The following is an 18,774-nucleotide window of genomic DNA, read 5'->3' as shown; positions in this document are numbered from 1 at the left end:
GAAAATAGCCAATATGATAAGGTGATGATTTTTTCTTCGGATACGTCCTATGTAAACGATATTTCATGGCAAATGGATGATTTGTTAAGTGGTTTCTACCAGGATAGTTCGACGTTTTCAATTGGTCGTGCAGAAGCAATGAAAGCGAGCCGGGTAGCGGATATTCTTCACGATCTAGACCATCTAAAAATAACGTATTATGCAAGAAAAAATCCTTATATAAAAGAATTCAATTTCTGTAAAAAATGGCAAATTATTTTTTTTAAACAGGAGATACAGCAATGTGCTATTTGCATCGACACAACTTCCATGTTAATGTCTGTAAAAGATTCTATTTTTAAAATTGAGAGCGATAGGTTTTATAACAATGTATCATTAAAAGATTTTTATCCTCTTCAAGCTTTAGGTCAAAAGCATTATAGTAGTCGGATGATCACTATTCAAGAGTAGGGATTTAGATATCTTCTTCTATGGTAAAGGATCTTCTTATTAGGCGCTGAATTGCATATAACATAAAATTTAGCTTATGATACATTATTTGAAAATTGGTTTAATTTGTTTTTTATTTACAGCCTGCTCAGGAAATATGGTTCTAACGAAAAAGGCTATCGGGGTGCTGGAAAAAGTTCATATGGATCAATTAATCTATTTCAATAATATGGATAAAAAGGACGATTATGCAAGTATTATCTATTTTGGAAAGCAGGGTCGAAATATATTGGCAAAAGAGGCTTTCGATGTGATTTCATCTGATCGTTTTACGATTTTAGAGGGATTTAATCTTGCTTGGGGAGATTATGTTGGGTTAATCTGGAATGATCGTGTAGCCTATAGTTATCATCGGCAGACTGGTCGTAAAAAACTTCACATTGTTAAATTGTTACTTAGTAATACTGATCTGGAGAAGGCTAATGTGGAAATATCCTCTCATATTGTTGAAAAGGTAAAGAACTGGAACACTCAATATATCCGTAATCTTAAAAATCAAGTTGGTATGGGAATATCGGACGGATTTTGTTTTATGGCTACAAGGGTTGATATGAATCGTGCGAATAAGAATCAAATAGAAACGATTTCTTTTGAGGAATTTTAACCTTTTTAATGCAGGTTTCGCTTTAGCATGCTATGTTTGAATGGAATAGGATCGCTAGGATATATTAATTATGGCAGAAAAGTATTATTACCAACTTTATTTACAATAATGTTAAGAATAAATGCTGATGAATGATTTTATAAAATGGGATCCAGTATCTCCTCCACCAAATGATCTTTATTTTGTTCATTTAACGGACAACGGTGGTAGCATAGAGATTCATCTGGCTGAAATGAAAGATGATCGAATATTAATCTTAAAATTTAATGGTGTAATGTCTTATCAAGTGACAGATGAAGGTGCAAGATCAAGAAGCCTCTATGAGCACCCAGGTTATAGAGGTTTAGTGGTATCTGATAATTCAAACTATTTAGATTGGTTTCGTAGAGAAAGTCAAGAAATGTTTATAGATTGGGATCTGAAACACTATTCTATCGGTAATGTAAATAATATTATCGACATCATAAGCGGTGATGAAATCGAAGTGGTTTGGCAGGCGGAAGTTTGAAATTTTGAGCAGTTATAGCCAAAAGAATACAACGCTTCAATAGGAAGCCTCCAAAAGTCAGCGCGATATAAATTTAAGAATGTGATTTCGATGTTACAACGGAAGAATCCTTATAGATGAGGAACTGTATCAGAAGAATAAGGGTTTTCTGAATAAGGAAAACCAAATTAGATTTTCAAGAAAAGTCTTTCAGTTTGATCATATTATTAAAAATAAAGAGATTAAAATATGAAATATTTATTGGTTATTCTTACAAGTGTTCGAGGTGATTTTTATTAAGAAGTGTAGTGAATTTTTGTAAAGCTTATTATTCTCATTTTCCAAAGACTGTACACCGATTTTTTTACGATCAAAAGGGAGAAATGATTTGCTAAATTCAGTCAGGTTTACGCCCCCATAAAAATGGTTGTTTTTTCAATTGCTGTTCATATTGTTCTTTGCTGATGAAGGGCCATAGATCGTGATCTCCTGTATTCTTAAATTTTTCAAACTGTACTTTCCATTCATTTAATTTCACGTTATAATGTTGGCCAAAGCTTAGGATAGTAAATAACAAGTCTTTAAATGAAAACCGTATTAGTGGATTTATACGATCAAAGTAAGGCCATTCGTACTCTAAATTTGAATTTAAGAATAAAATAATCCGAGCAATGTTTTTCAGTTCTTCATCAGCGAGTTGGTGTTTACCTGTAAGTTTATGATTTCCTAAGTCGCTATATAAGCACCAGCTTAATTCGAGCATTGGCCTTATAATAGGGGCGTCAAGTTTCGCTTGTTTTGAGGAATAATATTGTTCAGGAAGATAACCAAAAGATACATTGTCTTGCATTTCCTCTTCAAACTCATCATTGCTAATACGCCCGATGACTAAATGTCTTAGGTGATATGCAAGCATCTTTCTGCGTTCTAGGTCGACCATATCATCATGTTTTTATAAAGATAACAGAAATTGATAATATAGTTATAACTATTATTTAAGTAACTATCTTTCAATTTTAGTCAACTTTATACTGTCGCTACCATCTCTAAATTTATACAGATATCCTTTTTTGATGATGAACTCAGTTGTGTCTGTTGACAGATAGTATTTATCTCCTTTTTTAATAAATTTCCCCGATAAAAATTCACTTGATGAACCAGGTCTGCTACTTTCACTGATACTAAAAGTGTTTTCGAGCTTCCAATGTGTAATCGTGTAAGTCTCATTTTTCAATTTAAAGGTCCAACTTTCAAGTCTATTATTTTGGTATCTATCAATTCCTTTCCCAAATAAGTATGACATTAATATTCCAGAAATAATTGAATTAACGATGAAAAGGGAAACAAATTCCTTTTTCGTGAAGTATAAAATCAACGCTATAATCAAATTCAAGATGACCACAAGCGGAATAAGTATTAAAATTCCAATAGAAATGCTTGGATCAGGGTTCATCTGTCTAACCCATATCCAAATAATTACAAAATCAATTATCGTCAATAAAATTACTCTAATCAAAAATTTCATTTTTTTAGCGAATTTGGTTTCCGTTGGTTCTTACAAACTTCTAATTAAGGTTTTGAGATTCTACGTACATCCATGATTTCAAAGCCGGAACATGCTATTATTACTAAAGATCAAGTGATAACTACTGTTTTAAACAGCTGGCCACGAAATGAATATTCCAGTAGCTTAATGTTTAAATTCTCTTCATGAAAATACTAATTATGTTTAGATTTACGATGATAGCTTTTGTCTTGTTAAGCGTATGTTCGAAAAATCAAAAAATAGCGGTTATTGATCCTAGGATAACTAATTCAACATTTGATAGTTAAACTGTAAAAAAGGTCATCGTATCATGAGCGTTCTAAAGAGCTTAGGCAGTAAATAATTCTATGCATGAAATATTTTATAGTAGTATTCATTTTTTTAATAACGTGTGGTTGTAGTAAACCTATTCCTGGTTTTGATTTTGATCTCTTTAAAGGGAATGCAACGAGAGACCTTGCGCATGCCGTAAAAAGTGAATCGAAAGAAAGAATTAATGAAGTTCTGAGAGAGTCAGCAATTTCTCCAGATATTAGAGAACCAAAATATGGTCATACATTATTGATGTTGGCTGTTGCAAATAATCTAAAAAAATCGGTACGCTATTTATTGGAAGCGGGAGCTGATCCTAATATAAGATCAAATAAGGATGAAGATGATTTAACAACTCCGATGTTTATAGCTTGTAATCATATCTATAAAAAACAAATCTGTGATCTGGATATTTTAGATCTTTTAATATCTTATAAAGGCAATGTGAATGATAGCCTACCTGTAGTTTTTGCAAATGCTAATTACACTGTTGCAAATCGCCCTTTACTTGAAGCATGTAAAAGTGGCTGTTTAGATATGGTAAAATTATTGGTTAATAAAGGTGCGGATATTAATCAATATGATTATAGTGAGGGAGATGGTCCAATTTCTTATGCTATAATTTTTGATAATTTAGAAATTCTTAAGTATTTGATAATAGAGCGGAAAATCAAAATTCCAAAATACTGTTGTGTTATCCAGGCACATAATGAAAGCCCTAGAGTCGAGAAGACCATACAAGAAAGTCTGATGAGTAAAAAATACAAAGATGGATCCAAGGCGTTTAGACTTAGAGAAGACATACTAAACTATTTAAAATCTAAAGCGCGGAAATAGTTTAATAGTGTGCTTACGTTCGCGATTATGCAGATGATGACTATATGGAATGATTTTTCAAAATACGTTGCAGCAAACAAGAGCAATCTACCTGCTTAATTGAGCGCTTTTCAACTAAAAGAGTTATAAAAACATTTTGCTTCTTTAAAAGTTATTATTAAAAAAAACAACGATCATGTGGAAGCTATTCTTGGTAATACCTACTTGTTTAATTTTTTGCGCATGTTCAAATGCTGCGCAAAGTAATAAGGCTTATAATTTCAGTAAAGACAATCAACTTAAATCTAGACCTTTAGAGAATGTAACGCTACCAGATAGTGCTGTGGCATTTATTAAGGCATATTTTCCGGATGTACAGATACTTGAAGTAAAGGTAAAGAAATCCCCTTCTGCCACAGGGACATTTCACGAAGTGATATTGGCTGATCGTACGGAAATTGACTTTGGGAAATTGGGTAACTGGATCGAGGTTAAAGCTCCAGATGGAATTGGACTGCCGACCGTTTTTTTTCCGCAGTCAATACAATCTTACTTGAAAGAAAATTACAAGGGTACTGCTGTGGAGAGCATTGATAAATCTTCTAAAGGGTATAAATTGGAACTAACGAATGACAATAAACTATATTTTGATACCAAAGGTAAATTTTTGCGCAAGAAAAAATAATCATTGTTAAGGGGGGCTTATCTCCCCATTCCTGCCATTCACCGAGTTTTCCTGATCGTTGGTCTAAAGCCCGTAGTCTAGGGGCGTATTGTGTCGTAGTTTTGAGTCAACAAATAAGAACAGATAAAAAAACTAACACAATAAAATAAAGACATTATGAAAGCATTAGTAAAGACATTCGCAACAGTAGCTTTAATCGCAGTATCTACATTTGCTATGGCAGCTGACAAACCCGCATCGAAATCAGAGAAAGCAAACGTTAACCTTTCTACAGCAGACTTTGCACTTGATCACTATGTTGCGGTAACGACTGCGGGAGAATCGACAGGGGTAGAGCGGTTATTCGCTGATGATTTCAATCAAAAGATCCATTCATCCAATGCACAAAATCACAGTAGGAGTGAAGTGGTTAAATCCTTGAAAAAACAAAAAGGCGAGAAGCTGAACTGTACTGTAAGTACGGATATCCTTGAAGAGTCAGCAGACTATATGGTTGCTAAAGTAACGTTGAAATTTGAAGATTTTACCAAGACTGATTTGGTGACTTTGGTTCGTGAAGACAATGACTGGAAAGTATCCAAATCGATTAATTCGTATAAATAGTTTACAATAGCTAGTGCTCTGTCAAATGATGTAATATGTAGAGCACTAGTGAATCATATGTTTAAATTTAGTTCAAAGCCATGTCGAGAGATGTGGCTTTTTTAAGTCAAAAGAACTGATTATCATCAGACCCTTTCTTTTAGCGTTTATTTGTACAGTAATTTTTATGTTTCCCATTGTTTCGTCATCCAATGTTTTTAAAAACTATTTTATTTTCACTGTACCAAGCCAATTTTTATGTTGAATCTCCTTGTCGAAATGAAGCTTGTTGCCGTTTTGTATAGTAAGAGCAAGGGTTATATTGAAATAGTTTTATTGGAGTAGATTATTTTTGATAAATTGAAAAAAATGGATACAGCCTTATATAATCAGAAGCTTTTAGAACACTATACCTGTAATTGGGGACAGGAATATAACGTCTTGACTTGGCCAAAAGGTCCCTATAAGGATCTAGGCGATCACTTTAGGGTGCTGGAATTTCCCCCAACAGCCGAACGGAACATGTGGGCTTATGCTACTATAGGTATGTCTGGCTTGCATGATGAATTTGCCCTCGAACTGCACATGTTTTCTGGTGAGCAAGATGAAACATTAGTTGAATCATTAATAGTCGTAGCACATTATCATAGATTTGGCGCAAGTTTGGGACATTGGCATACCATCAACTGGGGAAGAGGATGGCGCATGGATTCTCCCTGTTCTTATGGCCTTATTTCGCTGCCTTATCTCGATGGACCCAAACTCGAAATTCTTATCCTTGATAACAATAAATCAGTCCATTTCTATTGGTTGCTGCCTATTACCGAGGAGGAAGTAGCTTTTAAAAAGGAAAATGGTGCCGAAAAGCTTGAGGAAATATTTGAAGAACGAGGATTAAATTATTTAGATCCATTCAGGGACACGTTGGTTTGAATGAAATAATATCTCGGGATTTAGTAGTCAAAAATACCAATTTTTCTAAAAAATAGATAGCTATGAAACTACTACGAAATTTTGAATTACACGATATACTGTTTGATTTAGAATCTGGCAAAGAGTTTGAAAATTTGGAGCCAGTCACCAATACTTATGGATGGTACAGACAGATTGAAGATGTTTTGACAGCTTTTTATGTAGAAAAAAATGAACTTTATTTTTTATTTGGTACAACAAAGTTCCATGTGGGAGATCAATGTAAAGTAGATTTGATACAACTAACGGAGAATACGATGGAGCTTCTTATTTATCATAAAGAAGACCTAATTGTTAGATTTTCTTTTCCATTTGCTCCTAAATTCAACTATCCAGCGCTATTTGACTATCTAAATGATATGGAACAGGATTGGGGATTATTCATTCAGGAAATCATTAATAATCCATTACGGAGAAGGAATATGATTTCAAATCTCATGGAATGAGTTAATAATAAGTTATACTGTTCTGTTATTAAAACAGCTTCCACTTCTAGCAACATAAAGATTGATGCAAGAACATTTGGAATTGTTTAGTGATGAAATTTATATACAAAAAGTCATTAACCCTAGCGAGTTTTCAGCAGAAAACGGGTAAAAGGACTTTCATTATATAAATTCGTAAATAGCTAGTCCGAGCATATATTTTAAAAGATTTTTAATCAACAAATGATATAAAGGTAGCGAGATTGTTATCTTTCAATTAAATTCGTAAATATGAGTCATCGTAAGGAAGATCGTATGGTACAAGATCTTACTAGTCGGGGGCAAAATATTATCAGTAATAACTTTATACCAAATGAATCACAGATATCTTTTAGTACTACTGTTTCTCACTGTATGCCAATTGGCCTCGGCCCAATTTGCAAAAATCATTGACAAAGACGGCTATGTAAATGTGAGGCAACAAGCTACAGTGAATAGCGTGGTTGTTTCAAAAATTGCTGCTGATGAAATTGTTTATGCATTTCCTGATGAAAAGTTCGGCGATTGGGTAATTGTTGATTATACCGACAACCATAACAAGAGCATCACTGGGTATGTACACAATTCAAGAATTAAATATATTCCTTTTCGTTTTGATTTCACATTATTTGAATATAGCGTGGGTTTCGCATCAGTGAATGTAGATCGTTATAAAAAAGATTATTACTGTACAATGCCACCGATGTTAAAGTAAGTATCGTCGTAAATGGGCAAACCACTCATGAATCATCTATTTATTAAGGCCACTTTGGGAAATGTGGCTTTTTTTCTTTTGTGATATCGAAACAATGCATAGTACAAGATATGGAGACTATTGCAACATCGAAAAGAAAGAAGATCACCAAAATAGCTTACCAGAAATGTGAGTTTTGCGTAAATTATTTTCCGTTTAAAATAACGCAATCGATTGATTTGATTTAATATTTTAATATTCGGTAATGTATATATAACTTGAAGTGTAAATGTGCATTCTGGTAACGCTAGTTATCACGATTTGTAATTTTTTAACCAAACGAAACGCTTAATTTATGGGTAAATCTGCTCTTTTTAAAGGTAAAAATAGTGATCTAAATTATACTTGTGCATTTTTGCTAGATACTATTAAGGTGACGCATGCGAAATTAAATGATAACCCTACATCGGACCAAATAAGAACAGCCTATCAAAACTGCTATAATCCTCTTCAAGTGAATCCGTTTTAATTATGAAAATACTATTTTACCCACTATTTTTTTTATTATTTCAATTTACCGTTCATGCTCAGGTCAAACCGGTGGCATTCGATATGAAGATCATGTATAAGTTTACTTATCAGAACGATAGTACATCTAGTGCCTCGCGAAAAAGTATTTTTACACAATTGACGATCGGTGAGCAAGAAAGTCATTTTCAGACCCTATCAAAATTTAGAGCTGATTCAGCATTAGCACTGGCACATGGCAGTAATATGCTTTTCTACAGTTATGGTCGTATAGCACCCAATAACTTTTTAATTATAAAACGCGAAGATATCATTTCCACTTACGATCCCATGAACGGGGTGGGGTTTAGTGGAAATAATGAGCTGTCCTACTATGAGGAAAATAAGGCAGATATGCAATGGGAAATACACCCTGACACTGCGCATATACATCATTTTGTTTGTCAGAAAGCAACGACGGACTGGGGCGGGCGAAAATGGATCGCGTGGTTTACCATGGATATACCGATTTCAGATGGTCCATATAAGTTTTGTGGACTACCGGGGTTAGTGTTGTCCATATCAGATCAGGATAAGTATTTCATATTCGATATGGTCTCCATAAGCAAAGTAAACAGTGTATCGGCCACTTTCGATCAATTACGACCAGACCTTATTATCCAAAAGACAACAAAAGCTAATTTTTATAAGGAAAGGCAAAAATTAAGGGATAATATGATTGAATATGCGCTGTTGACCGGAGCTATATTATCTGACGAAAGCAAAATAAATATCCGTGCAGAAATGAAAACAGATCATAATCCTATCGAGCGGCATTAATGAGATGTGCAAATAGACGCTATGCTAGCTAAACTCTTTTTCACCATCATATTTATCTGGATAGGTGGCCATTCCTTTGCGCAAACCATTATTACAGGCAAATTACTCGACGAAAATCAAAAACCGATCGCCAATGTCACTGTGTCTTATAAAAAGATCGGTTCTGCAGCCTTATTGAACTTTTCAAAAAGTGACGCTAGTGGAGCCTTCAAACTTACTGTTAAAGTTAGCGACGTAGATTCAGTACAGTTGGATTTTAATCACCTCAGCTATGCCAAACGTAGCGTACATGTTGCCAATGCGACTGCAAATTATGCTTATATTTTAAAAAGTGAGGTGCGGAAAATACAAGAGGTAAAGGTGTCGGATGTGCCAGTGTACAACCGAAAAGATACGATTAATTATAATGTAGCTTCTTTTACAGGAGCGCAAGATCGTGTAATAGGTGATATCATCAAGAAGCTTCCAGGCGTAGAGATGCGTAACGGTCAGATCTTTTATCAAGGCGAACCTATCCAGCAGTATCGGGTCAATGGATTGGACATGATGGGCGGACGTTACGGGCTTATCAATCAAAATCTTCCAGCAGATGCGGTTATGAAAGTTCAGATCCTTGAAAATCATCAACCCATCAAAATGTTGGATAAATTGGTATTTTCAAACCGCGCCACCCTTAATTTACAGCTTAAGAAATTTACCACAACAGGTACCGGTAAACTAGGTCTTGGAGCAGCTCCTGCGCTTTGGGATGCTAATATTACACCAATGACATTTGCCAAGACCTTTCAAATGCTCAATTCATTTCAGACGAACAATGTTGGCGATGATGTGTCACAGCAGTTAAAACCATTCTATTCAGGTACTGGTTATTTTACAGCGCGATCTCGCTTTTCAGAAGGACCGTCCTATCTCTCCATTCGGGAGGTCGCCACTCCGGGTTTCGATCAGAAAAAATGGTTGAACAACCAGATCTTTTTAATGAGTAGCAATATGATTCAAAAGTTAAAGAACGGTTTGGAAGTCAAAGGTAATTTTTCTTATTTCCACGATAATCGAAAATTGCAAGGAACAACGTCGACACAATATTTTACAAACAACGAAGTTATCCACAACCAGGAGGTAGTAGACAATCGCTATGGTATCGATGAGTTGAATATTGGGATGCTGGTCGAAAAGAACGAGTCAAACGTTTTTTTTAGTAACAGTACCAATTATCGTAAACATTGGAATAACAGTGCCGGTAATATTCTTTTTAATGAAGACATCCCTATACAGCAGGACAAAAAATTCTCAGACGAAGCCTTTCTCAATTCCTTTTCACTCGGCCGTTTTATAGGCAAGCAGTTGGTCAATATCACGTCTACTTTAGAGTGGCACAGTACACCTCAACGTCTTACGGTCAATCCCGGTCAGTTTGAATCGTTGCTCAACGGCGGGATGCCCTATGATCAGATGGGACAGATCGTTCGTTTTAAGAGCTTTAATTTTGAAAATGGCCTGAGTTTATCGCGCAAGATCAAAACATGGACTTTTTCACCTAGCATCAACCTGAATTACAACAACAGTACGTTAAACAGCTATATCGAGCTGCATGATCAGCATGATATTCGCGTCCTGGATACTGGTTATTTCAATGCTATGAATAGCGCGCAGATGCAGCTGCGGATGGCGCTCCAAATTGGGAAAGAAGTGCGCAAGTTTAAATACAGTTTTAATCTGCCATTCAGTCAATATTACTACAATGTCAAACAACAAGGTATACAGCGTCTGAAAAATGAATTGCGGAGCAGTTGGAGCCCCTCTGCTTCGATGAGCTATCTGTTTAACGGGGAAAATACGATCAGTACAAACCTGAGTGGAGGTCGAAATTTTGGTGGGCTCGACAATTTCTACAATGGTTACATCATCAGTCAGTATCGCAGTATTCAAAAGTATGATGCACGCTTACTCAAGAATGAAGAGCTGCGTACAGGAATACATTATGCGTATAAAAACACCTTGAAGGCAAGCTTTGCCAATCTGGGTTATAATTTTAGAAAAAGTTGGCGTGACTATATGTTCAGTACAGTATTGGATAGTATGGGACGCAGCACGACCAGTATTATTAATCAAAATGCGCAGAGTCTGTCGCATGGGATCAGTGGTGGACTTTCCAAACTATTTGTCCGTATCAAAACTGTAGCAAAGTTAAATAGTAATTTCAGTTGGAGTACTTCAGATTATTTGCTGAATGAGCAGTTGGTCAAACAACATGTAAGCAGTCATTCGTTCACACTTGACTTGATCAATTCGTCTTCAGCGTTAATTTCTGGAGATTACCGGCTTGCTATGGGGCGGACCCACAATAGATTGGCTGCTGGACAGCGCAATGAGCTGTTATATAACAATCATTTTTTTAATCTGGTAATTTCGCCCCATGATCGACATTTGATCACCTTGTCCAATTCATTATATGCAAATAATGTCAAGGCACAAAAAAGTCAGTATTTTATGGACGCAACTTATCGGTTCAGGCTAAGCCATTGGCGTACCGATTTAGAGCTGACAGCAACCAATATCTTGAATAATAAAAACTATCTGCAGCAATTTTCCTCAGATTATGAGCTTATACAGAGTTATTTCGAACTCAGGCCAAGACAGTTTCTGATTGCAATGCGATTTAAAATCTAGTTTTTAACTCCCAAAGAATTTGTTAACTTAAGGCTCTCAAATGACCTTTGATAATTTAGCTAATTTCTATCTTCCCATGAGGTGGTAAATGGCCTCTGTTTTGAAGTTATATAACGTACAAATCAATAAATGTTTAAGAAGTGAAAATTAATAAAAAAGTTGTTCTAACTATTTATATTCTGACCTATGTTTGTTTGATCGTGATAAATTTTATTGCGATAGAGCACCAAGCAATTAAAGGATGTTTTAGTCAGTTATTGGCTGATTTTTTTCATTTAGGGCATAAATTTGATGGCTTTCAAATTTTTAGAATATATCTTTTTGGGAATCCATGGATATTGGGATTATTCTATTATGGCTTTAAAATTAAGTGGATAGTATATTGCTTTATTGCCACCAATATCTTAATTTTTATAACGCTATTGCAATGTTATATGAAATTAACTTAATGCACCTGTCAGTTATTCTACTTCTTTGATGAAATTACTGCTACAATGGAAAATTAGATCTAAACTGCGAGATGATTAGGAAACATTTGTTGTCAGATAATAATATTTTAATACCCTTATTTTAAAAGTGTGATAACTGTAATTGGTAGTTTGGTTATATTAGGTTTATGGTAAAAAGATCAGTCTTAGAAAAACTATCCAATAAGGACCTGTTGCGGTATACTTCAGAAGAGACCCGATCAGTCCCTGAAGCTATAGAAATGGCTTTCGACATTCTCAAAAAAAGGGGCTATTTTTTTTCCGAAACAGAAATTGTTAAGATAAATCAACTTATCGCATCAAGGAAACAAGAGGAGCCTGATTACAAGTTCCTTAACACATGGGATATTGATGAAGATGCTGAAAAAGCTTCCGTCAGTTTCTATTCACAAAAAGCAATATGGTATTTTAGTATACTATTCGGATTATTTACAGGCGCTATATTGTTAGCGATTAACTTATTCACATTATCCAAGAAAAAAGAAGCATGGGCAACACTCCTATTTGGATTTGGTTATACCATAGCGTTAATTTTAGTATACAATGAATTTAAAGATTATTTTGATCAGAGTAGATTCACTGGTATTTTGTTGTATGGAATAGGTGCCGCCATATTGCAGTTTGGGTTTTGGAATCAATATTTGAAAGGAATAAAATATAAGAAGAGAAGCATCATTGCTCCACTTATGATCTGTTTAGTTGTTGTTGGTTTAATTATATTACGTATCATAATATTCTTGAGGTGATTCTCCGCAATAATATTGAAAGACCCTATGGTTTTTCCAAGGCCAATGTTGTTATCTTGAGAGGTATACCTTACTTACTTACTTACTTACTTAATGCCTTGACGATGGCCATGCCTATGGCCTTGGCTGATTGAGGATTTTGGCCAGTGATCAATCTGCCGTCAATGGTGACATGCGACTGCCAAGGCTCTGATTTTTCATAAATCCCACCTATAGCTTTTAGTTTATCTTCTAGTAGAAAGGGAACAACATTGCTGAGCTTTACAAGCTCTTCTTCTTCATTGCTAAAGCCATTGACTTTTTTCCCTTTTATCAAATATTCACCGGATTTCAGTTTGATATTGATCAAGCCAGCAGGACCATGACACACAGCTGCGACAACGCCGTTTGCTTCGTATATCTTGCTTGCAATCTTTGCGATTGTCGAATCGAAAGGCAGATCCCACATCGCACCATGTCCTCCGGCATAGAAAATGGCTTTATAATCTTCCAGTTTTACCTGAGAAGGTTTAAGGGAATGGGTGATTTTATTGTGGTAGTATTTATCCTCCCAGAATTTTTTGTTAACAGGATCAGTCAGGTCAAATCCATCCACAGGTGGATTCCCTCCCTGAGGACTAAGGAAATCAATCTCGTATCCAGCCGCTGTTAAAACCTCCCAGGGATGTGAGACTTCACCGAGATAATAACCTGTTTTCTCGCCTGTATTACCTTTTGTATCGTGACTAGTTACTACAATTAGAATTTTCGGTTTTCGATTTGTTGCATAGCAATGTGTCACAACTAGGATGAATAAGGCCGAAAGTATACCTATTTGTCTGAAGAGTTGTTTTGCTTTCATATCGTTGAGATTTTCTTTTTGTTGGAACAAATCTCTCGATTTCATATCGTAATTTAACGTGACCTACATCACATAATTAAAATTCACCTTCCCATTCCTGCCATTCACCGAGTTTTCCTAATCGTTAGTCTAAAGCCGATAGGCTAGGGGCGTATTGTGTCGTAGTTTTGAGTCAACAAATAAGAACAACAGAACTAACACTATAAAAAAAGACATTATGAAAACGCTAGTAAAAACATTCGCAGCAGCAGCTTTAATCGCAGTATCTACTTTCGCTATGGCAGCTGAAGGACCCGATTCAAAATCAGCAAAAGCAAACGTTAACCTTTCCACCGCTGATTTCGCTTTAGAGCACTATGTTGCAGTAACGACTGCGGGTGAATCAGCAGGCCTAGAGCAACTATTTGCAGAAGATTTTAATCAAAAGATCCAAACTACCAATGCGCAGTCTAACAGCCGTAGCGAAGTGGTTAAATCCTTGAAAAAACAAAAAGGCGAAAAGCTAAACTGTACAGTAAGTACAGATATTTTAGAAGAATCCGCAGATTATATGATCGCTAAAGTGACTTTGAAATTTGAGGATTTCACCAAGACTGATCTTGTCACTTTGGAGCGTGTGGGGAATGACTGGAAAGTATCCAAATCAATCAATTCGTATAAATAAGAGCCATCCCTAACAAATAGATAAGTTGTGAAGCCACGTCGAGAGATGTGGCTTTAATTTTTTGCGTATCATTGTATGTCGATGGATAATAGGCGATCAATTTTGAATTGAACATATGGTACAATATACTATCAAATGGCTAACAGATAGATTTGAAAATGGAGATAGCTTCAAATTTCTCTTCTTTTGGGGGCATACAGCTAAGCAAAATCAGGAAGTTGGAAAATTTGTTTTCAGTCAATGGTATGAGAGTCCGTTTACAGTAGATAATATTACCTATAGGACTGCGGAACATTGGATGATGGCCCAAAAAGCATTACTTTTTGATGATAAGAAGAATTTTGAGAAAATCATCAACTGTATTAAACCGGGTGAGGCTAAAGAGTTGGGAAGGCAAGTTGTGGGCTATGATGATCAGATTTGGAATGAACGCAAATTTGAGATCGTTAGGAACGGAAACATCCATAAGTTTAATCAACATTGGACGCTGGCCGAATATCTGTTAAAAACAGAAAATAGAGTTCTTGTTGAGGCAAGCCCCGTTGATGCTATCTGGGGTATTGGACTTGCACAAGATGACGTGGATATTGAAAACATCTATTGTTGGCGCGGTCAAAATTTATTGGGCTTTGCATTGATGGAAGTACGAGATTTTCTAGGTCAATTTGGGCAATTTCAAGTACTTCAAAACGCTATGCAACCACCTTGGTTGAAGTTTTCCGATAAGGACAGTAGGGATATGTTTTGGAGAATGGGATTGGGTGAGGAATATTTGAGCAAATTCGGTGCTTATTATGATAATCTGTCTGAAAGGGAACAAAAGATATATCAACTGACCTATCCTCATCCTTATTCATGGATGGATTTTTATTAGCTCGAAATAGGAATGTCCCCATTTCATGAAAAGATTGATCAAGCTATTTTTGACATGCCGAATTTAGCCAATTACATTAAACATAAAATTAAATCGAACAATTCGGGTAGACTTTGCTGTTTCGTTATGCCATGTTTTTAATGATTATTGGATTTTCACTGTACGACGCTAATTTTTATGTTAAACCTTTCTTCAAAAGGTAGCTTGTAGTCGTTTCAGCGTGCCGCAACTACCTTCCACTTAAATAAGCTATAAAGTAGCGAAACACTTCAAATGAATCAGATCCATTAGGTTTGTGGAAAATTATATAATTAGAATTTTGCTCGTCATTCTTTTTGTTTTCTCCAGATGACAGTGTGAGGTTTTGTTCAAGTGCGACAGCTTTTCCGGGAAATTTATCGCTATGAGCTGAGTAATTAAAAAGTAGAAAATGAAATAAAAGTAACGAAATTATCAGCTTTCAATTTAAATTTGTATACAGCACTGCAATTAAAGAAGATAAAATGATCGAAGATCTTATTAAGCTGAGGGCAAAATATTATCAGTAATAACTTTATACCAAATGAATCACAGATATCTTTTAGTACTACTTTTTCTCACAGTATGCCAATTGGTCTCGGCCCAATTTGCAAAAATCATTGATAAAGACGGCTATGTAAATGTGAGGAAACAAGCTACAGTGAATAGTGCGGTTGTTTCAAAAATTGCTGCTGATGAAATTGTTTATGCATTTCCTGATGAAAAGTTCGGCGATTGGGTAATTGTAGATTATACAGACAAAAGCAACAAGAGCATCACTGGCTATGTACACCATTCAAGAATTAAATATATCGAATCCTATAAGCAGATCCCTACTGTATTTTCTGATGAAGGCACAGCAAAATTTATAGCAAAAGATATAACCGTGCAAATAAATTCAGATAGTTTCGATTATGAAAAAAGTAAAGGTGATTTTTCATCGACTCAATATGATGGCTATACCGTTGTAGACAAATTTAGAGGGCAGCAGGTCTGGGGAACAGATGGCGAAATCCCTACAAGCCATTATACCTCCATTGAAGCTACTATAAAGGGAAGATTTATCCAGATCCCGGCAAAGGAAATTGAAAGCCTATTTAATGTAAACAAAGAGTTTGCAACATGCTACTATGATGAGTCAAATGATATTTTATACATTACTGCTGTTAATGGCGATGGAGCTGGTGGGTATGCAGTTTTATTTGAGATTAAAAAAGGTACATATCATGCAAAGGTGGTAACAATGCCATTTTAGCAATAGCGATAACGGTAAATTTACCGAGTTTTCCTGACCGTTGTCTAAAGTTCATGGAGGCTGCGCCAGCCTTTTTGAAAAATAACTAACTTTGTCCTGCAGTATTAGTAGATACATACAAGCATGCTAGAATGGTGAAAATAATGGTCGTAGAAGACAATGAACGCGTTGCTTCGAGTGTGAAAAAAGGATTAGCAAGTCAGGGCTACCTGGTTAATGTTTTTGGTGATGCGGAATCAGCGATCAAAGAAGCCAAATCTGTTGACTATGATTTACTTCTCATAGACATCATGTTACCAAGAATGAATGGGATTGAGCTCAGTAAACAGATGCGTGCGGCTTACCCCAGGATCCCAATCATCATGCTCACAGCATTGGGCAGTATCGATGAAAAAATATCTGGTTTTGATGCGGGAGCCGATGATTATATGGTGAAACCTTTTGAAATACGTGAACTTTTTGCACGTATCGCTGTCTTGCTTAAACGGCACAGGGAAATCAGTGAAGAAGAGATTCAGGGGCTGCTGACTTATGATCGTATCAGTATTGATCTCCGGAGTAAGCAGGTTCATAGTCAGGGACAACTTATTAAGTTGACTCCCAAAGAGTTTGATCTCCTTCACTTCTTTTTGAAACATAGGGAGACCATGCTCAGCAAGGATGAAATAGCACGTAATGTATGGAGCAAAAACTTTGATACCGGAACAAACTATATTGATGTATATATCAATTATTTGCGTAAAAAAATAGACCGGGATTTTTCACCTAAATTGATTCATACGAAATCCGGACATGGATTTATTTTATCCAATAAAGAATGAAGATTGTCAATAGAACTTCCTGGGTATTTACGCTCTCTTCGGCTATCATCTTGTTTCTATTCGCCTATGCGGTTTATTTCTTCTCGGAATTAAATCGGCAGGAAGAATTTGTGGATCGGTTGCGCTATAAGATCATCTGGCGCGCAGAATTTATTTTTGATGCACAGGTGCAGGAACATCAGATAAGAAGAATTCATGAACAAAATAAAAAGCTGATCAATGAAGCCCAGATTACTGTTTTCGATCAGCAGAATAGGGTTGTTTTTTCCGATATAGGCGAACCGACGTATCCCGATGTTAAATTAGAATCTGTCAAAACGTCTAATTTTTTTACATGGGAGCAAGGCAAAGAACTGTATATGGGCTTAAACTATCAATTTGAGGGTAAGCCTTTTTTCTTGATCGGACATGCGTACGATGTAACGGGTTTTGCACATATGGAACGGCTGAAAAATATTTTGATAACGATTTATATCGTTGCCCTATTTTTTATTTTTTTCTCTTCATTTCTATTTGCACGTTATATTCTTAAGCCAATCAATTACATTATACATCAGATAAAGGATGTGTCCGAACATAACTTGAGCACACGTGTCTCCTATAGTAATGCAAAAGATGAGCTCTCAGAACTTATCGAAACATTCAACAATACGTTCAATCGGTTGGAAAAATCTTTCAACAACCAGCGCCATTTTGTATCCATTATTTCACACGAGTTTAGAACACCTTTGGCAGCTATGATCGCCGAACTGGAATTGGCGCAGCAGCTGAATACCAATGTGGATGAGTATTTTAACTCTATTGATAGGGCATTGCTCGATGCGAAGGAGGCTACGGTACTTTCGACAGCTTTGCTGGATTTTGCCCGGGCAAACTACGATAGTTCGCAGGTAAATTTTGAAGAAATCAGAGTGGATGAAATACTACTTGAAGCAAAGTTGGTGGTCTTAGAGAAAAATAAAGACTATCGGGTAAGCATCTCTTTTGATGCTAATGCTGCAATCGACGAAGAGGAAATCTTGGTATCTGCAAATGCCTACCTCTTGAAAGTAGCCTTTGCTAATCTGATCGAGAATGCCTGTAAATATAGTGCCGATCGGCATGCCCAGGTACTGCTCTCCAGAAATAAAACCGTAGCGCAGGTGCAGGTAATAGATCATGGTATCGGAATAGACAGCAAGGATATCCCGCATATCTTTGATTTGTTTTACCGTGTGGCGGGTACGCCTTCAAAAGAGGGACATGGCATCGGTCTCTCAATTGTTCAGCGGATTATTGAGATGCATCAGGGTACCGTAGCGGTTAATTCAACTCTCCATGTAGGGACTGTGTTTTCAGTCGAACTTAAACTTGCCTATCCAAAGGGGCTTGAATAAGCTAAAAATTCTAATGGTTTTCT

Annotated in this window: 20 protein-coding genes; 17 read left to right on the top strand and 3 right to left on the bottom strand. The window is 35.9% G+C overall.

From position 1 onward, the window contains the following. Window positions 1–24: 24 nt before the first annotated feature. From GVK91_RS14470 to GVK91_RS14460, 3 genes are all read left to right on the top strand, one after another. Window positions 25–450: a hypothetical protein gene (locus GVK91_RS14470; protein ID WP_153846990.1), complete on the top strand. Its 426-nt coding sequence runs from the start codon at window positions 25–27 to the stop codon at window positions 448–450. Between the two features lie 76 nt (window positions 451–526). Beyond that, complete coding sequence (locus tag GVK91_RS14465) at window positions 527–1,093, top strand: hypothetical protein (RefSeq protein WP_153846989.1); 567 nt, start codon at window positions 527–529, stop codon at window positions 1,091–1,093. Between the two features lie 127 nt (window positions 1,094–1,220). Further along, complete coding sequence (locus GVK91_RS14460) at window positions 1,221–1,601, top strand: hypothetical protein (protein WP_153846988.1); 381 nt, start codon at window positions 1,221–1,223, stop codon at window positions 1,599–1,601. Window positions 1,602–1,977: 376 nt separating this feature from the next. Here GVK91_RS14460 and GVK91_RS14455 read toward each other — a convergent pair whose 3' ends face one another. Further along, the gene (locus GVK91_RS14455) at window positions 1,978–2,520 is read right to left on the bottom strand and encodes a hypothetical protein (protein WP_159729611.1); all 543 of its coding nucleotides are present in this window, start codon (window positions 2,518–2,520) and stop codon (window positions 1,978–1,980) included. A gap of 63 nt (window positions 2,521–2,583) precedes the next feature. Further along, on the bottom strand, window positions 2,584–3,105 hold the full coding sequence (locus GVK91_RS14450; protein WP_153846986.1) for a hypothetical protein: 522 nt from the start codon (window positions 3,103–3,105) through the stop codon (window positions 2,584–2,586). Window positions 3,106–3,477: 372 nt separating this feature from the next. On the opposite strand from GVK91_RS14450, the gene GVK91_RS14445 reads away from it, so the two are divergent. The 9 genes from GVK91_RS14445 (at window position 3,478) to GVK91_RS14405 (ending at window position 12,902) form a co-directional block, all read left to right on the top strand. Beyond that, window positions 3,478–4,275: an ankyrin repeat domain-containing protein gene (locus GVK91_RS14445; RefSeq protein WP_153846985.1), complete on the top strand. Its 798-nt coding sequence runs from the start codon at window positions 3,478–3,480 to the stop codon at window positions 4,273–4,275. Between the two features lie 175 nt (window positions 4,276–4,450). After that, window positions 4,451–4,939, top strand: a complete 489-nt coding sequence (locus GVK91_RS14440; protein WP_159729609.1) for a PepSY-like domain-containing protein — start codon at window positions 4,451–4,453, stop codon at window positions 4,937–4,939. Window positions 4,940–5,095: 156 nt separating this feature from the next. Further along, complete coding sequence (locus GVK91_RS14435; RefSeq protein ID WP_153846983.1) at window positions 5,096–5,542, top strand: nuclear transport factor 2 family protein; 447 nt, start codon at window positions 5,096–5,098, stop codon at window positions 5,540–5,542. A gap of 348 nt (window positions 5,543–5,890) precedes the next feature. Then, window positions 5,891–6,454 (top strand): suppressor of fused domain protein, encoded by a 564-nt coding sequence (locus GVK91_RS14430; protein WP_153846982.1) that lies wholly within the window; start codon window positions 5,891–5,893, stop codon window positions 6,452–6,454. Window positions 6,455–6,516: 62 nt separating this feature from the next. Continuing rightward, window positions 6,517–6,939: a hypothetical protein gene (locus tag GVK91_RS14425; protein WP_159729607.1), complete on the top strand. Its 423-nt coding sequence runs from the start codon at window positions 6,517–6,519 to the stop codon at window positions 6,937–6,939. 352 nt (window positions 6,940–7,291) lie between these two features. Continuing rightward, window positions 7,292–7,672 (top strand): SH3 domain-containing protein, encoded by a 381-nt coding sequence (locus GVK91_RS14420; RefSeq protein ID WP_159729604.1) that lies wholly within the window; start codon window positions 7,292–7,294, stop codon window positions 7,670–7,672. A 510-nt stretch (window positions 7,673–8,182) separates the two neighbouring features. Then, entirely contained in the window at window positions 8,183–8,998 is an 816-nt protein-coding gene (locus GVK91_RS14415) for a GLPGLI family protein (protein WP_159729602.1), read from the top strand. 21 nt (window positions 8,999–9,019) lie between these two features. Continuing rightward, window positions 9,020–11,668 (top strand): hypothetical protein, encoded by a 2,649-nt coding sequence (locus GVK91_RS14410; protein ID WP_159729600.1) that lies wholly within the window; start codon window positions 9,020–9,022, stop codon window positions 11,666–11,668. Window positions 11,669–12,284: 616 nt separating this feature from the next. Next, window positions 12,285–12,902 (top strand): hypothetical protein, encoded by a 618-nt coding sequence (locus GVK91_RS14405; protein ID WP_159729598.1) that lies wholly within the window; start codon window positions 12,285–12,287, stop codon window positions 12,900–12,902. Between the two features lie 82 nt (window positions 12,903–12,984). Here GVK91_RS14405 and GVK91_RS14400 read toward each other — a convergent pair whose 3' ends face one another. Continuing rightward, entirely contained in the window at window positions 12,985–13,788 is an 804-nt protein-coding gene (locus tag GVK91_RS14400) for a type 1 glutamine amidotransferase domain-containing protein (protein WP_235032929.1), read from the bottom strand. 172 nt (window positions 13,789–13,960) lie between these two features. Here GVK91_RS14400 and GVK91_RS14395 point away from each other — a divergent pair, with 172 nt between their 5' ends. The 5 genes from GVK91_RS14395 (at window position 13,961) to GVK91_RS14375 (ending at window position 18,751) form a co-directional block, all read left to right on the top strand. After that, window positions 13,961–14,407 (top strand): nuclear transport factor 2 family protein, encoded by a 447-nt coding sequence (locus GVK91_RS14395; protein WP_153846976.1) that lies wholly within the window; start codon window positions 13,961–13,963, stop codon window positions 14,405–14,407. Window positions 14,408–14,522: 115 nt separating this feature from the next. Then, the gene (locus tag GVK91_RS14390) at window positions 14,523–15,281 is read left to right on the top strand and encodes an NADAR family protein (protein WP_159729596.1); all 759 of its coding nucleotides are present in this window, start codon (window positions 14,523–14,525) and stop codon (window positions 15,279–15,281) included. A 562-nt stretch (window positions 15,282–15,843) separates the two neighbouring features. Then, the gene (locus tag GVK91_RS14385) at window positions 15,844–16,554 is read left to right on the top strand and encodes a hypothetical protein (protein ID WP_159729594.1); all 711 of its coding nucleotides are present in this window, start codon (window positions 15,844–15,846) and stop codon (window positions 16,552–16,554) included. Between the two features lie 131 nt (window positions 16,555–16,685). After that, window positions 16,686–17,375 (top strand): response regulator transcription factor, encoded by a 690-nt coding sequence (locus tag GVK91_RS14380; protein WP_145327763.1) that lies wholly within the window; start codon window positions 16,686–16,688, stop codon window positions 17,373–17,375. Continuing rightward, on the top strand, window positions 17,372–18,751 hold the full coding sequence (locus tag GVK91_RS14375) for a cell wall metabolism sensor histidine kinase WalK (protein WP_159729592.1): 1,380 nt from the start codon (window positions 17,372–17,374) through the stop codon (window positions 18,749–18,751). Before GVK91_RS14380 ends, GVK91_RS14375 begins: the two co-directional genes overlap by 4 nt. Window positions 18,752–18,774: the final 23 nt, after the last annotated feature.

Source organism: Sphingobacterium sp. 18053, assembly GCF_902706145.1.
In the GTDB taxonomy this organism is placed as follows: Bacteria; Bacteroidota; Bacteroidia; order Sphingobacteriales; family Sphingobacteriaceae; genus Sphingobacterium; species Sphingobacterium paramultivorum.
Note: the sequence above shows the minus strand (reverse complement) of the source record. Positions and strands in the feature narration are given on the sequence as shown.